11 protein-coding genes are annotated in these 17,095 nt (G+C 52.9%); all 11 read left to right on the forward strand.

Going from position 1 to position 17,095, the window contains the following annotated elements; genetic code table 11:
- The first annotated feature begins 252 nt into the window (after positions 1 to 252).
- Positions 253 to 4,173, forward strand: a complete 3,921-nt coding sequence (locus MKY12_RS13930; protein ID WP_339314134.1) for a discoidin domain-containing protein — start codon at positions 253 to 255, stop codon at positions 4,171 to 4,173.
- A gap of 151 nt (positions 4,174 to 4,324) precedes the next feature.
- On the forward strand, positions 4,325 to 5,923 hold the full coding sequence (locus MKY12_RS13935; RefSeq protein ID WP_339314135.1) for a peptide ABC transporter substrate-binding protein: 1,599 nt from the start codon (positions 4,325 to 4,327) through the stop codon (positions 5,921 to 5,923).
- A 231-nt stretch (positions 5,924 to 6,154) separates the two neighbouring features.
- The gene (locus tag MKY12_RS13940; protein WP_339314136.1) at positions 6,155 to 6,925 is read left to right on the forward strand and encodes an NAD(P)H-dependent oxidoreductase; all 771 of its coding nucleotides are present in this window, start codon (positions 6,155 to 6,157) and stop codon (positions 6,923 to 6,925) included.
- 46 nt (positions 6,926 to 6,971) lie between these two features.
- Positions 6,972 to 7,394 (forward strand): FMN-binding protein, encoded by a 423-nt coding sequence (locus MKY12_RS13945; protein WP_209870546.1) that lies wholly within the window; start codon positions 6,972 to 6,974, stop codon positions 7,392 to 7,394.
- Positions 7,395 to 7,467: 73 nt separating this feature from the next.
- Entirely contained in the window at positions 7,468 to 8,307 is an 840-nt protein-coding gene (locus tag MKY12_RS13950; protein WP_339314137.1) for a chromosome condensation regulator, read from the forward strand.
- Between the two features lie 119 nt (positions 8,308 to 8,426).
- Complete coding sequence (locus MKY12_RS13955) at positions 8,427 to 11,087, forward strand: sensor histidine kinase KdpD (protein WP_339314138.1); 2,661 nt, start codon at positions 8,427 to 8,429, stop codon at positions 11,085 to 11,087.
- Positions 11,080 to 11,796 (forward strand): response regulator transcription factor, encoded by a 717-nt coding sequence (locus tag MKY12_RS13960; RefSeq protein WP_036728515.1) that lies wholly within the window; start codon positions 11,080 to 11,082, stop codon positions 11,794 to 11,796. Before MKY12_RS13955 ends, MKY12_RS13960 begins: the two co-directional genes overlap by 8 nt.
- Before the next feature lie 234 nt (positions 11,797 to 12,030).
- Positions 12,031 to 12,348: a hypothetical protein gene (locus tag MKY12_RS13965; protein WP_339314139.1), complete on the forward strand. Its 318-nt coding sequence runs from the start codon at positions 12,031 to 12,033 to the stop codon at positions 12,346 to 12,348.
- A gap of 327 nt (positions 12,349 to 12,675) precedes the next feature.
- The gene (kdpA, locus tag MKY12_RS13970; protein ID WP_339314140.1) at positions 12,676 to 14,352 is read left to right on the forward strand and encodes a potassium-transporting ATPase subunit KdpA; all 1,677 of its coding nucleotides are present in this window, start codon (positions 12,676 to 12,678) and stop codon (positions 14,350 to 14,352) included.
- Between the two features lie 18 nt (positions 14,353 to 14,370).
- Positions 14,371 to 16,404, forward strand: coding sequence for a potassium-transporting ATPase subunit KdpB (gene kdpB / locus MKY12_RS13975; RefSeq protein WP_339314141.1), 2,034 nt, complete (start codon positions 14,371 to 14,373; stop codon positions 16,402 to 16,404).
- A 43-nt stretch (positions 16,405 to 16,447) separates the two neighbouring features.
- On the forward strand, positions 16,448 to 17,068 hold the full coding sequence (kdpC, locus tag MKY12_RS13980; RefSeq protein ID WP_339314142.1) for a potassium-transporting ATPase subunit KdpC: 621 nt from the start codon (positions 16,448 to 16,450) through the stop codon (positions 17,066 to 17,068).
- Positions 17,069 to 17,095 lie beyond the last annotated feature (27 nt).

The raw sequence follows: 17,095 nt of genomic DNA on the forward strand, positions 1-17,095 counted from the left end.
TTAGATACCACCATAAGTGACCTGTTTTTGTTATCTTAATTCTAGTCCATCCTGCTCAATGATCAGTTTCATAGAATCACCTATCTTTTCCGTAGAAATAGCTCTTAAAGAGTGCTCTGCATTAAACCTATAATGAGTGTGTATTGCAGCGAGGGGAGGGCGGGAAAGGGATCTCAACAGTTGTAATCGCTATCATTAGAGGGCTGTGAATATCACTGTGTGTCGTTCCACATCAGATTAAGGAGGAATAGAATGCGCAACAAGTCTGTTACATGGTCTCTTGTAATTACGCTGCTCATCTCAACGCTATTCATGGCGGCTGGACCGCTTACCCGTTCGTCGGCAGCGGGCGGACCGAATCTGGCACTTAACAAAACCATTACCGCCAGCGGGCAATCCCAGAATTATACGCCGGATAACGTTAAGGACAGTAATCAGAATACGTATTGGGAGAGCGCAAATGATGCTTTTCCCCAGTGGATTCAGGTCGATCTGGGTACGCTCACCAGTATAGACCAGCTTGTGCTGAAGCTTCCGGCAAGCTGGGAGACCCGGACGCAGACGCTGGCTGTTCAGGGAAGTACGAACGGCTCTACCTTCACGGATATCGTTGCTTCGGCCGCATATGTCTTCAACCCTGCGGTGGGGAACAACAGTGTCACGGTGAACTTCAATGCTGCCAGCACACGTTATGTCCGTCTGCTGTTCAGTACGAATACGGCATGGCCTGCGGGCCAGTTGTCTGAGCTTGAAATCTACGGTACCAGCACCCCAACCTCTGCCCCTACAGCCAGCCCTACTGCATCACCGGTTCCAGCAGGCACCTATGAAGCAGAGGCTGCTGCATTATCCGGCGGAGCGCAAGTGAACACGGACCATGCCGGATACTCCGGCACAGGCTTTGTGGACAACTATCTGGCCCAAGGTCCAGCCACCACCTTCACGGTAAATGTACCTGCTGCGGGTACACGGAACGTTACACTGAAGTATGCCAATGCAAGCGGAAGCGACAAGACGATCAGTATCTACGTGAACGGAGTTAAGCAGCGCCAGACCACCTTGCCGAACCTGGCGAACTGGGACACCTGGAGTACGAAGGCTGAAGCCCTCCCGCTGAATGCTGGCAGTAACAGCATTGCTTACAAATACGATGCGGGGGATACGGGCAACGTTAATTTGGATCTAATTACGGTAGCGTCTGCAATCATCGCAACGCCTGTACCTACATCTACAGTAGCTCCAACAACTGCCCCTACGCCAACGCCGGTAACTACCCCGGCCCCTACAGCTACGGTGGCACCAACTTCCTCACCAACACCAGCACCGACAGCAACACCGGTGCCTACACCAACGGTGTCCCCTGGAGGGAACATCGCCATTGGTAAGGCGATCAGCGCCTCCTCCAGCACGCAGAATTTCGTTGCCGCGAATGCGAACGACAATAACACGACAACTTACTGGGAAGGCAGCGGGAATCCAAGCGCCCTTACGCTCGACCTTGGAGCCAATCATTCGATCACTTCGATTGTGCTGAAGCTGAATGCGGCAGCCGAATGGGCGGCCCGGACCCAGAACATTCAAGTGCTCGGACACAATCAGAATACGACAACCTTCAGTAGCCTCGTTTCAGCTCAGAGCTATACCTTCAATCCGGCTTCGGGCAACACGGTGACCATCCCCGTGACGGCAACTGTTAAGCGGCTTCAGCTTGCTATCGCCGCCAATTCCGGTGCACCAGCCGGACAAATTGCTGAATTCCAGGTATTCGGCACACCGGCAGCGAACCCGGATCTTACGATTACAGGCATGAGCTGGACTCCTGCTTCTCCGGTGGAGACAGGCAGTGTAACTCTGAATGCAACGGTAAAAAACATTGGCAATGCCGCAGCGGCAGCCACCACTGTCAATTTCTACTTGAACAACGAGCTGGCGGGTTCGGCACCCGTTGCGGCTTTGGCTGCCGGGGCTTCAGCTACAGTCTCCTTGAATGCCGGAACGCTAACAGCCGGAACTTATCCGCTTAGTGCCAAGGTAGATGAAGCGGGCCAGATTATTGAGCAGAACGAAAGCAACAACAGCTATACGAATTCTTCGCCGCTGGTAATTGCTCCAGTCTCCAGCTCCGACCTTGTCGGGACGACTTCCTGGTCACCGGGAACACCGGCAGCGGGGAGTAACGTGGCCTTCACCGTCAGTCTAAAAAATCAGGGCAACCTTGCTTCCGCAGGCGGCGCCCATGGCATCACAGTAGCCCTGAAGAACGCCGCAGGCTCAACCGTGCAGACCTTTACCGGCTCCTACACCGGCGTGATTGCTGCCGGGGCTTCTGTCAATGTGTCGCTTCCCGGCACATGGAGTGCAGTGAACGGCAATTACACCGTCACTACGACCATTGCAGCAGATGCTAATGAGGTAACAACGAAGCAGGCCAACAACGTGAACACTGTGAATCTGGTTGTATATGCTTTGCGCGGCGCAAGTGTTCCGTACAGCCGATATGATACACAGGATGCGACCCGCGGAGGAGCTGCGGTGGTGAAGTCCGCTCCCAATTTCGATCAGACGCTGATTGCCTCCGAAGCTTCGGGACAGAGTTATGTGGCTTTACCTTCTAACGGAGCTTATGCACAGTGGACAGTGAGAGCGGGGCAAGGCGGTGCCGGAGTCACCATGAGATTCACGATGCCGGATTCGGCAGACGGAATGGGTCTTACCGGTGCGCTTGACGTATATGTGAATGGAACCAAGGCCAAGACCATTCCGCTCACCTCCTATTATGCCTGGCAATACTTTTCTGGAGATCAGCCGGGTGATGCGCCAAGTGCTGGACGTCCGCTATTCCGGTTCGATGAAGTTCACTGGAAGATGGACACCCCTCTGCAGCCCGGAGACACCATCCGTATCCAGAAGAACAACGGAGACAGCCTTGAATACGGGGTGGATTTCCTGGAGATTGAACCTGTACCGGCAGCCATTGCCCGTCCGGCCAATGCTATATCAGTGACTGATTATGGTGCGGTTGCTAATGACGGGCAGGATGATCTGGCCGCCTTCAACAGTGCGGTTACAGCCGCCGTCTCCAGCGGGAAATCACTCTACATTCCAGCTGGAACTTTTAATCTGAGCAGCATGTGGGTCATTGGCTCGGTTAGCAATATGATCAACAACTTCACGGTCACCGGTGCAGGCTATTGGCACACCAATCTGCAATTTACGAATCCCAATGCGGCTGGCGGGGGTATCTCCTTCCGCGTCCAGGGCAAGCTGGATTTCAGCAACTTGTATATGAACTCGAATCTGCGGTCCCGCTACAACCAGAATGCCATCTACAAAGGCCTGATGGATAACTTCGGCAACAATTCGGTCATCCATGACGTATGGATTGAGCATTTTGAATGCGGTATGTGGGTGGGGGATTATGCGCGGACACCGGCGATTTTTGCGAACAATCTGCTTGTAGAGAACAGCCGCATCCGCAACAATCTGGCAGACGGCATCAACTTCTCCCAGGGGACCAGCAATTCTACTGTCCGCAATACCAATGTGCGCAATAACGGGGACGACGGACTGGCTGTCTGGCCGAGCAATACGTTCGGTGCGCCGGATGGGGTGAATAACACTTTTTCGTATAATACAATTGAGAATAACTGGCGTGCCGGCGCTATCGGCATCTTCGGGGGCAGCGGTCACAAGGCGGATCATAACTACATTATCGACACGGTGGGCGGCTCCGGTATCCGGCTGAATACGACCTTCCCGGGGGCGCATTTCAACAGCAATACGGGGATGATTTTCTCGGATACGACGATTATTAACAGCGGCACCAGCCGTGACTTGTATGACGGGGAACGCGGCGCAATTGATCTCGAAGCTTCAAGTGACCCGATCAAGAACGTTACCTTCACCAACATCGACATCATCAACACCCAGCGCGATGCGATCCAATTCGGATACGGCGGCGGCTTCTCAGGTATCGTATTTAACAACATTAACATTAACGGCACCGGTCTCGATGGAGTAACCACTTCACGATTCTCCGGTGCCCATAAGGGAGCGGCAATCTACACGTATACCGGCAACGGCTCGGCGACCTTCAACAACCTGACGACCAGCAATATTGCGTATCCAAGCTTGTATTTTATTCAGAGCGGGTTTGGGCTGTTGATCCAGTAGTTACAAAGATTGATAAGGGGGCTCTGCGGAGCTCCTTTTCATTGTAACGGTTCACTGGATTCTCCTTGTGATTATTTACAACTGCGTAATATCAGTTCTCCGTGTTATCCTATTACCGAATACATAATGTGTTGGTAAAGGAGAAACGTTGATGAAAAGGTTGTTTTATGTCATTTTTGTGATTGTTTTAATTGGGAGTGTTATGCTCACAGAAGGGATGGGCACTGCGTCAGCTCTACAAGCAGATAAGGTGCTGCGTATTGGTATGAAAAATTTGCCTAGTAATCTTGACCCGGCTGTCGTTTCGGATGCAGGGAGCATTACGACTATCAAAGGATTGTATGAAGGATTGTTCCGCTTGAATAGTTCTGGTATAGCTGTACCTGCAGTAGCAAAATCCTGGTCCCTTTCAAAGGATGGAAGGACTTATACATTCACACTTCGTGCTGACGCGAAATGGAGCAATGGACAGCAAGTAACGGCTTCGGATTTTGAATATGCGTGGAAGCGGGCGTTATCCCCAGCTGACGATAACGATAGTATCTACTCGTATACTATGTTCGTCATTAATAATGCAGAGCAATACTATCAAGGAACCTTGAAGAATCCTTCTTCTGTTGGTATTAAGGCATTGAACAGTACTACACTTCAGGTGACTTTGAAGGAGAAATCCTCGTATTTCATTCAGATGCTTGCAGACTGCACCTATTTCCCTGTTTATTCAAAAATCGCTAAGAGCAATAGCAAATGGGCATCAAATATTTCAACTATGGTAACCAATGGTCCCTACAAGTTAAAAGAATGGAAAAGTAATGGAATTTCTCTAGTTAAAAATCCTATTTATTATGCGGCAAAGGAGATTAAGTTTTCAGAGGTTCAACTGCTTTGGCAAGATAATCCGACTACGGCTTTTATAAATGATGAGATTGATTGGGCTGGTAACGGTGGAGCGTATGAAACATTAGATTATGCAGCATTAGATAACAAACCCAACCTTGTAATACGCAAAGCGGCAGACTCTACCGCCTATTTTTATCATTTCAATGTCAATAAACCTCCTTTTAACAATTTGAAGATCCGAAAGGCATTGAGTATGGCTATTAACCGGGAAGGGCTGAATTTCGGACATCCGGCGTTTGGATTTGTGCCGCTAAGTATTCATGGCACCAAATTTAATTTTCGCTCGGAGGTGTCCGACAGGGCATATTTTGAAGAGGATGTTGCGGCTGCCAAGGAATTGCTGAAGGAGGGATTAAGGGAAGCGGGATTAATTAAACTTCCAACATTTTCTATTATTGTAAATAAAAGCTCCTTACATGAAGATATCGCTGCAAATGTAATCAAGGATTGGCGGGAGAATTTGGGAATTGAAGCAAGTATAGAAGTCCAGAGCTTTGAGGAACTGTTGGATAACCGTGATGATCAGAATTATGCTATAGCGAGAGGGAGCTGGACTGCTGATTACAATGATCCGTATACTATGTTAAATCTTTTCAGTTCACAGAGTGGTTCCAACTACACCGGATGGAGTAATACACAATATGACCGTTATTTGCAGCAAGCTAACCAGGTAACAGACCCTGCTAAACGTATTCAGTTCTTTGCCTCTGCGGAAAAAATACTCATGGATCAAATGGTGATGATTCCCCTGTTTTATGCTGAGATCGAGTATTTGAGTAATCCTAATGTTCAAAATGTATATATTGATTACGATGGTTCCATAGCTTTCACAAGAGGCTCGTGGCGGTGAAAAGCGTTTAGAATACAAGGATCAGGAAGTCATGAGCAGATTGCTGCTTGTGGCTTCTTTCTTTTGGCCCGGAAGCTCTTCACCAATCGTTCAAAATCAAGCCGTGTCCGTACAGACAACAGCGCATATCTATGTTAATATACGTTATGAATGAATATAAAATAATTCATTCATAATCTGGGCTGGTATCAAGAGAACTACTATTTTGCATTCTATTCTGGAGGGACAATCATGAAGAAGGTCATCGCAATCATCGGCAATCAGCAGAAGAACAATACGTACAGAGCGGTCCGTGAGTTTGAAGCACAGCTCCGAACCTACGGGGAGATTGAGTTTGAGTATATTTTCCTCAAGGACTATAGGCTGGAGTTCTGCCGGGGCTGCAAAACCTGTTTCAGTAAGGGCGAAGAATATTGTCCGCTCAAAGATGACAGGGATGTGCTGATCGAGAAGCTGGAGCGTGCGGACGGTGTGATTATGGCGACTCCCAATTACGCCTTCCATGTCTCGGCATCGATGAAGAATCTGCTGGACCGGCTGGCGTATGTGTTCCATAGGCCGCAGTTCTTTGGCAAGACGTATACGTCGATCGTCAATCAGGGGATTCACGGCGGGAATGCGATTGTCAAATATCTTAGCAGCATGGGAGAGAATCTGGGTTTCCAGGTTACCAAAGGGTGTGTGCTTAGTACGATGGAGCCAGTTACCCCGGCAGCCGCGCAGAAGAATGCAGTGAGAATCCGCAAGTCTGCGGCCCGCTTCTACAAAGGACTGATGTGTCCGGCACCGCCGGCTCCCACATTGTTCCGCTTGCTGATGTTCCGGCTGTCCCGGACCAGTATTCAGCATATGCTGGATGAGCGGTCAAAAGATTACCGGCATTACCAGGCTAACGGTTGGTTTGAAGCGGCGTATTATTATCCGGTCTCTCTGGGTCCTGTCAAAAGTTTGGCTGGACATCTGTTTGACAGAATCGGTAAAAGAATGGCTAAACGCGCTTAATAATGAATGAACTTAAATATATTCATTCATAACCAGGAGGGTCAACATGAAAAAGAAGTGGAAACGCAACCTGCTGCTGGTGTGCCTAACCGTGATTCTCGTGGGACTAATCGGCTCAGGCGCGGCATTGCTGTATACAGAAAAAGAGCGCCGTGAAGCGCGAAACGTAGAGATCGATCAAGTGAACTTCAACAAGCTGCATGCAGGTGAGTATACAGGTGAATATGCTGGCGGAATGTATAAATGGAGGGCGAATAAGGTGCTGGTTACCGTCACAGCGCACAAAGTTACAGCGATCCAGCTCCTGGAGCATGCGGAGAATCAGCCTGCGGCGTCGGCAGATGAATTGTTCGGCAGAGTGATCCAGGCTCAATCGCTTCAGGTAGACAGCATCAGCGGTGCCACGCTTACAAGTAAAGCCTATCTCAAGGCCATAGAGAATGCCCTTCACAAGAGCGTTGAAATGTAACAAATATTTTGCAATACTAGCAATACCATTATGAGATCCTTACGCGAAAAAAAACCAAAGGAGCAACATCCATATGCATACTGATTCATTATCCGCCATCGCGGCGGGATACCGCCATTCTGTTCTGCTCTTGCCGGACGAAACCGCGCGGGCTTGCGGCGAAAATACATACGGGCAATGCGAGGTAAGCGGCTGGCGTAATATAATTGCGGTTGCAGCGGGCAATGCTCATACAGGGAATTCGCATACAGTAGGGCTAAGATCGGATGGAACGGTGATCGCTGCAGGCTGGAATAAGCATAATCAATGCAACGTGGACGATTGGCACGATATCGTTGCGGTTGCGGCAGGCTGGCGGCGTACGGTCGGGCTGAAGACAGACGGAACAGTGGTTGCGGCGGGAAGAAACAACGAGGGTCAATGTGAAGTCAGTGGCTGGTCGGATATCGTTGCGGTTACCGCAGGAGACTGGCACACAGTTGGACTCAAGGCCGATGGTACGGCTATTACGGCGGGGAACAACCGCTATGGGCAGCGGAATGTGAATGGCTGGCAGGAGCTGAAGATGATCTCAGCGGGTTATCTTCATACGGCCGGACTTAGAGCAGACGGTACAGCAGTAGCTACAGGTCTGAACAAGCGCGGACAGGGTGAAGTAGGCGGTTGGCGCAAGATTAAGGCCATCACGGCTGGCAGTCATCATACGGTAGGTCTTCAATGGGATGGTACGGTGACGGCTACAGGCTGGAATGATTACGGACAATGCGAGGTAAGCGGCTGGACGGATATCGTTGCCATAGCGGCAGGCTGCACCCACACGCTCGGTCTACAGAAGGATGGCACAGTAGTTACGGCGGGGAGTAATGCGTATGGGCAATGTGATACAGCGCTGCTGCATGGTCGATCATCTTAATGCAATCTTAATGCCACAGCCGAATCCATAATACTATGCTCATTATGCACATGCTATACTAACGCTACAGTGTACAATGGCTGGCCTATAGATGGGCTTAGAGGGAAGGAAACCTTTAGATGATAGGGGAAAATACAGCGAAGAAGCGGCGCGGAAGGCTGAGGATATTCTTCGGTTATGTACCGGGAGCAGGGAAGACCCGGGCGATGCTGGAGGCTGCCCATACGGAGCAGAAAAACGGCCAACAGGTGCTGGCAGGCTACATTGAAGCCCATGACAGAGCAGATATAGCGGAGCTTATTAACGGACTGGAGCTGTTGCCGCCGCTGGACATTCCTGTAAACGGGACCACCCGGCGGGAATTCGATCTGGACCAGGCGATCCGCAGGAGGCCGGACTTGATTTTACTGGATGAGCTGGCCCACATCAATGCTCCGGGTGTACGCCACAAGCGGCGGGTTCAGGATATGGAGGAGCTGCTGCGCGCGGGAATAGATGTCTACACTACGGTTAGTATAGAACAGCTGGAAAGTATGAGCGATGTTGTAGCATCCACGACCGGAATGGCTGAGCCAGCGCGTATTCCCGACAGTGTGTTCGAGCGTGCGGACCAGATCGAGTTCATTGATATCAGTCCGGACATTTGGCTGAAGCGTCTGCATGAGGGGCGAATCTTTTCCACGGAGCAGCTCCGGCAGGAGGCCGGTGATCTGTACACTCCCCAGAAGCTAATCGCTTTGCGGGAATTGGCTCAACGGTACAGGGCGGATCAATTCAAACGTTATGAGGGCAGGTTAGGGGAACGGGCAGTGGAAGCCAACTTGTACAGCAGAGAACATATCCTGGTCTGCCTGTCGTCGGCAATATCCAACAAGAAGGTCATCCGCACAGCGGCGAGAATGGCCGAAGATTTGCAGGGGGAATTCACTGCTCTCTACGTGGAGACCTCTCGAACGAAAGAGTTAACGGCAAGGAACAAGTCGGAGCTGCGGGAGAATCTGCGGCTGGCCGAACAGCTTAATGCGCAGGTTGCCACTGTCTACGGGGAGGATGTGCCGGCACAGATCGCCGAATATGCCAAAACCAGCCGGGTCTCCAAAATCATCCTGGGCCGGTCGCAGAATCGCAGCCGCTGGTCCGTCGGTTCGGGTTTTGTAGATAAACTGACGGCTGCTGCCCCGAATATCGACATCTATATCATCCCGGATCAAGAGTCTGCCTTGCAATCCAAAATTCCGCAATATGCCAGACCTCCGCTTCTCACCCTGGCTGATACGGGCAAAACCCTGGGGATTCTGCTGGTCTGCACGATCATCGGGTTGTGGTTCAAGGTGCTCGGCTTCAGTGAAGCGAACATTATCACCGTCTATATTCTGGGTGTTCTATTGGATGCGATGGTTACAAAAGGACGGCTGTACAGCGCGGTGACATCGATTTTGAGCGTGCTGGTCTTTAACTATTTTTTCACTGAGCCATATTTCTCGCTTCAGGCCTATGACTCGGGGTATCCGGTGACCTTCCTCGTGATGCTGGCCGCCTCGTTCATCACCAGTACGTTGACGTTGCGGGTGAAAGAGCAGGCCAGAGAATCGGCACAAAAAGCCTACCGCACCGAGGTGCTCCTGGAGACCAGCCGGAAGCTGCAGCAGGCCAAAGACACGCCCGCCATTCTGAGCGAGACCGCGCTGCAAATGCTCAAACTGCTGGACCGGAGCATCATCATCTATGAGGTTGTGGACGATGGGCTCTCGGAGCCGCTGCTGTACAACAAGGATGGAAGTACGATTGACGCTCAAAAGGCGAAGCTGGAAGCGGAACGCGAGGTAGCGGAATGGGTGCTGCGGAACAACAAACGGGCCGGAGCGTCTACCGATACCTTCTCGGCGGCCCATTGTCTGTATCATGCGGTGCGAAGCGGCGATACGGTGTTTGCAGTAGCAGGAATTGTGATGCAGCAGGAAGAGCCGCTGGAGGTGTTCGAGTCAAGTCTGATGATTGCCATGCTAGGCGAATGCGCCCTCGCGCTGGAGAAAGACAAGCTGAATGAGCTGCAAAAAGAAAGCTCCCTGCAAATCCGGCAGGAACAGCTGCGTGCCAATCTGCTGCGCGGAATCTCGCATGATCTGCGTACGCCGCTTACCAGTATTTCCGGTAACGCGGGCATCCTGATCGGCAATTCGGCGGTGCTGAGCGAGGAGCAGAAGCAGGAGCTGTACAACGATATTTATGACGATTCGATCTGGCTGATCAATCTGGTGGAGAATCTGCTGTCGATTACGCGGATTGATAATGGCGCGCTTCATTTGAACTTTCAGGCGGAGCTGCTGGAGGAAGTGATCGCGGAAGCGCTGCTGCATGTGAACCGCAACAAGGAGGATCATGTGATCCGGGTGGTGCTCGAAGAGGAACTGCTGATGGCCCGGATGGATTCACGGCTGATCATTCAGGTGATCATCAACCTGGTGGATAATGCGATTAAGTACAGCGGGTCGGGTTCACATATTACCCTATCCGCCAGACAGGAGAAGGGGCTAGTAGTGGTCGAGGTCGCTGACGATGGGCCGGGGATATCCCCGGAAGCGAAGGCCAAGGTGTTCGAAATGTTCTATACGGCGGACAATGTGCGGGGAGATGGCAGGCGCGGTCTGGGCCTGGGCCTTGCGCTCTGCAAATCAATTATTCATGCCCATGGCGGGCATATTGAAGTACAAGATCATGCACCGCAGGGAACGGTCTTCCGCTTCACCCTGCTGGCAGAGGAGGTGAATGTCCATGAATAAACCCATGATTCTGGTCGTCGAAGACGACAAGCCGATCCGCAAGCTGATTACCACAACTCTGGAGACTCAGGGCTATAAATACCATACCGCAGAGACGGGGGAGGCATCCATCCTGGAGGCCGTATCCAGTCAGCCGGACCTGATGATCCTGGACCTCGGTCTGCCCGATATGGACGGTGTGGATATTATCCGGAAGATCCGGGCGTGGTCGAACCTTCCGATTATCGTGGTCAGTGCCCGCAGTGAGGACCGCGACAAGATCGAAGCGCTGGATGCCGGAGCCGATGATTATCTGACCAAGCCCTTCAGCGTGGAGGAGCTGCTCGCCCGGCTGCGGGTCAGTCTGCGGCGAATCCGGGGGGACAGCGAGAAGCTGATGAAGGATTCGGCCTTTTTTGCGAACGGAAATCTGCGGATTGACTATGCGGCGGGCTGTGTCTGGCTGGACAATGATGAGATCCACCTGACGCCGATTGAGTATAAGCTGCTGTGCCTGCTCGCGAAGAATGTCGGCAAGGTCCTGACCCATAATTATATCCTGCATGAAATCTGGGGCAGTCCTACGTATGATATTCCGGCGCTCCGTGTGTTCATGGCTACGCTCCGCAAGAAGATTGAGCGCAGCCCTTCCCAGCCCAAGGTGATCCAGACCCATATCGGTGTGGGCTACCGGATGCTGCAGGCGGGAGACGACAGCCGAGTGATTTGAACCGGCTTACGGAAGCCGTATAGCGTGTTTCATAGTGTTCCTAACCATGCCTTTGCAGGCATGGTTTTTTTGCCGTTCCGGCGGATGATGCGAGAGCGGCTGGAGCAGCGTTCCGGTATTTTAACGTAATCTTAATCTGTAGAACCAAACCCTAATCCTGAACTAATGGCGGGAGTGGTACGCTGAATTCTGAAGTTAACATACTGGAGAGAAGGCATGGAGATGGATGTGTGGATGAGAAATATCGGATGGGTGACGGTGCTGACGGCGCTGCTAGTGCTGATCAAGCGGCATTATGACCGGATTGATCTGCTGCAAGAGTGCACCTATGAGAATAGCGGGGTGTACGCTGCGGCATACCAGTTTGCCTGCGGGGCTTCGGCCCGTGAGGTCAGTGAGCTGCTTGTGACCAGCTTCGAGTTCGATCGTCAGGAGACGGAAGTGATCCTTGCCTGGGCGCTCCCGCACCGGATGGAAACGGACGGGGGTTATGGTGCTTTTATCGGGGCGGTCAACAGGGTGCTGGGTGAAGAGATTTACCATTCCTCCTGAAGTCTTAATACAATCTTAATGCGCCTGAGGAAACCCTTACCCTGAACTAATGGGAGAAATGATACGCTAGACCGGAAGTTACAAGAGAGAGAGATTACCATAAGGTGAGGAGTGGTAAAGACGATGATGGATGTGTATATGACGGCAATGCTGGCAGCGATATTCACGGTATTCTATGCGTTTGTACAATGGTGCAGCCGTGTGACCGATGAGCAAGGGGGGACGGAGTAATAGCGGTTGTCCTCGCAGCTACTGCGCTGCTGTTTCTGTATTTGGGCTATGCTTTGATTCATCCTGAGAAATTCTAACTACTAAGGAGGGCCATCCGTGGGGATTGTGCAGATTATAGTCGTCATCTTAATACTCGTACTGCTGGTGAAGCCGGTGGGCACTTATCTATATCATGTATTCTCTAATGAACCGAACCGGACAGACCGGGTATTTGGTGCCACGGAGAAAGGAATTTATCGTCTGATCGGGCTGAAGCAGCGGGGCGGGATGTCCTGGAAGAAATATGCGCTCAGCTTCATCGTAACGAACCTTGTACTGGTGGCATTCAGTTATCTTTTCCTGCGGCTGCAAAAGGGTCTTCCGCTCAACCCGGGCGGGATTGGCAATATGGAAGAGACGCTTACCTTCAACACGGTGATCAGCTTCATCACCAATACGAACTTGCAGCATTACAGCGGGGAGACGGGCGTGTCCTACTTCTCACAGATGGCGGTCATGACGATGCTGATGTTCACCTCGGCGGCCAGCGGCTTTTCGGTCGCGGTTGCTTTTGTCAGAGGGATTACAGGCCGCCGCTCGGTGGGGAACTTCTTCGAGGACTTCGTCAAAGCGCATATCCGGATCTTCATTCCGCTGGCACTGCTTGTAACACTGGCGCTTGTAGCGCTTCATGTGCCGCAGACCCTGAAGCCTACGCTGGAAGTCACTACGCTTGAAGGGCAGACCCAGCAGATTGCTATCGGTCCGGTGGCCTCCCTGGAGTCCATTAAGCACATCGGCACGAACGGCGGGGGCTTCTTCGGAGCCAACTCTGCGCATCCTTTTGAGAATCCGGGTCCGCTGAGCAATGTGCTGGAGATCCTCTCCATGTGGCTGCTGCCCGCATCTCTGCCGTATATGTACGGGAAGTTCGCCGGGAACAAGCGGCAGGGCTGGATGATCTTTGGCGCGATGATGACGCTGTTCGTGGTATTGCTCGGAGTGAATTACGCTGCGGAAAGTGCGGGCAACCCTGCGATTAACGCCATGGGGATAGATGCTTCACAGGGCAGTATGGAGGGAAAAGAGGTCCGGTTCGGCATCGCACAGTCGGCGCTGTTCACCACCGTTACAACGGCGGCAACCACCGGCAGTGTGAACAATATGCATGATACGCTAACGCCACTTGGCAGTATTACCCCGCTGACCCTCATGATGCTGAATAATGTGTTCGGCGGCAAAGGTGTCGGGCTGATTAATATGCTCATGTATGCGATCCTCGGCGTGTTCCTGTGCGGGCTGATGGTGGGCCGGACGCCGGAGTTCCTGGGCCGCAAGATTGAAGCGCGGGAGATGAAGCTGATCGCCATCGCGATTCTGATTCATCCGCTGATTATTCTGGTGCCGACGGCGGGGGCTTTTCTGACAGAGCTCGGTAAAGGCAGTATCAGTAACCCCGGCTTCCACGGAATGACCCAGGTGCTATATGAATACGTATCGTCTGCGGCCAATAATGGATCGGGCTTCGAAGGGCTGGCGGACAATACTTCCTTCTGGAATATCACCACCGGGGTGGTCATGCTGCTGGGCCGGTATGTCTCGATGATCGCCATGCTGGCGGTTGCCGGTTCCCTGCTGCGCAAGAAGCCGGTGCCGGAGACCATTGGAACCTTCCGCACAGACAACGGCCTGTTCACCGGCATCCTGATCGGTACGGTGCTGATTATCGGCGCACTGACCTTCCTGCCGGTGATTGTCCTCGGTCCGGTTGCAGAATATTTGACTTTACGGTAGGGAGAGGGAGAGACGAGAATGAGTACTGTACACAGAAAGAAGCTGCTGACGGGTCCCATCCTGCTAAGTGCTGCCAAGGATAGTCTGGTGAAGCTGAACCCGGTGACGCTAATGAAGAATCCGGTCATGTTCGTCGTGGAGGTTGGGACGGTTATCGTATTGCTTATGGTGCTGGCGCCGGGGTATTTCCATGCGGAGCATGCGGTAGGCTTCAATATTACCGTGTTCTTCATCCTGCTGTTCACCGTGCTGTTTGCTAACTTCGCAGAAGCGCTGGCGGAGGGCCGGGGTAAGGCACAAGCCGATTCGCTCAAAAAAACCAAGCAGGACATCACCGCCAATAAGCTGACGGGATCAGGGATCAAGCAAGTACCGGCCTCTGAGCTGCGCAAAGGCGATATCGTGGTCGTCAGCCAGGGAGAACTGATTCCCGGCGACGGGGAAGTGACCGAGGGGTTGGCTTCTGTGGACGAATCGGCCATCACCGGGGAGTCGGCTCCGGTCATTAAGGAAGCCGGAGGCGACTTCGGCTCCGTGACCGGCGGTACCCGGGTAGTCAGCGACCAGATCAAGGTGCGGATCACCAGTGATCCGGGAGAATCGTTCCTGGACCGGATGATCTCGCTGGTCGAAGGGGCGAAGCGCCAGAAGACACCGAATGAGATTGCCCTGAACACGCTGCTGATCAGCCTCACGATTATTTTCCTGATTGTCGTAGTCACCCTGCGTCCCATCGCGGATTATATCGGGGTGAAGCTGGAGATTCCGGTCATGATCGCACTGCTCGTCTGCCTGATACCGACCACCATCGGCGGGCTGCTGTCGGCCATCGGGATTGCGGGAATGGACCGGGTGACGCAGTTCAACGTCCTGGCGATGTCCGGGAAGGCGGTGGAAGCTGCCGGGGATATCAACACGATGATTCTGGATAAGACGGGGACGATTACCTTCGGCAACCGGATGGCCAGTGAGTTCGTCACGGTAGGGGAAGCAACTGTAGCCGAGCTTGCAGCCTGGGCGGCGGTCAGCTCACTGAAGGATGAGACGCCCGAAGGGCGCTCTGTCCTGGAGCTGGCGAAGAAGCTGGAGCATCAGTATGATAGCAGCCTCGCGGACGGCGGCGAGTTCATTGAGTTCAAGGCAGAGACCCGGATGAGCGGGATGGATCTGCGGGACGGACGCTCTGTGCGCAAGGGAGCGGTCGACTCCGTGAAGAAGTGGGTGCTGTCGCAAGGCGGTGCCGTACCGGCCGATCTGGACAGCAACTCGGATGCTATCGCCCGGCTGGGCGGCACTCCGCTCGCGGTTGCTGTAGATAACCGGATCTTCGGGCTAATCTATCTGAAGGATACCGTTAAGCCCGGGATGAAGGAGCGCTTCGACGAGCTGCGCAGCATGGGGATCAAGACGATTATGTGTACCGGGGATAACCCGCTGACCGCCGCCACGATTGCCCGTGAAGCCGGGGTGGATGATTTTATAGCTGAGAGTACTCCGGAGGATAAAATTGCGGTGATCCGCCGGGAGCAGAACGAGGGCAAGCTGGTCGCCATGACCGGGGATGGAACGAACGACGCTCCCGCACTGGCTCAGGCCGATGTCGGGCTGGCGATGAACAGCGGGACAACTGCAGCCAAGGAAGCGGCCAATATGGTCGATCTGGATTCTGATCCGTCCAAGATCATCGAGGTTGTAGCCATCGGGAAGCAGCTGCTTATGACGCGCGGGGCGCTGACCACCTTCAGCATCGCTAACGATATTGCCAAGTATTTTGCGATCATTCCGGCGATGTTCACGCTCGCTATTCCTGAGATGGAAGCCCTGAACATCATGGGTCTGGGGTCCCCAAGCTCCGCTATTATTTCGGCGCTGATCTTCAACGCGATTATCATCCCGCTGCTGATTCCGCTCGCAATGCGCGGGGTCTCCTATAAGCCGATGAGTTCGACCAGACTACTGACGCGCAACATTGTCATCTATGGTCTGGGCGGAGTCGCTGTTCCATTCGCCGGCATCAAGCTGATTGATATGCTCGTCAGTATATGGATCTAGGGGTCCGGCAGACGATTGAATATATAAGGAGGGCGTAATCATCATGACACAATCTACACATGAGACAACCGGAGAGCAGGTCTCCGCTTCACCAGCAGCTTTTGTCTTCACTACAGTGAGGTTAAGCATCGTATTCATTATTCTCTGCGGAATGATCTATCCGCTGGCTTCCACCGCGCTTGCCCAGGTGCTGATGCCTGCCCAGGCGAACGGCAGCCTGCTGAAGGATGCTTCCGGGAAAGTCGTCGGTTCTGCGCTGATCGGGCAGAGCTTCACGAACCAGGCTATGTTCCAGAGCCGTGTATCCAGTATCGGATACAAAGCTGAAGCCTCGGGATCGAATAACTATGGCCCATCGAATCCCGATATGCTGCAGCGCACGAAGGATTCCATTGCCCAGTGGAAGCTGGACAATCCCGGCGTCCCTGTAAGTCAGCTCCCTGTGGATCTGATTACGAATTCCGGATCGGGTCTTGATCCGCATATTTCTCCGGCAGCGGCGCTCGTGCAGGTTCCCCGGATCAGCAAGCTGACCGGCATTCCGGCAGATACCCTTGAAGCGCTGGTGAAAGAGCATACCGAAGGGCGTGATCTGGGGCTTTTCGGAGAGAAACGGGTGAATGTGCTGAAGCTGAATCTGGCGCTGACGGAGATGGCGAAGTAAGCCTCCGCACAGACTGCTTCCTCCAGT

Source organism: Paenibacillus sp. FSL M7-0896 (genome assembly GCF_037975415.1).
Lineage (GTDB): Bacteria > Bacillota > Bacilli > Paenibacillales > Paenibacillaceae > Paenibacillus_AQ > Paenibacillus_AQ silagei.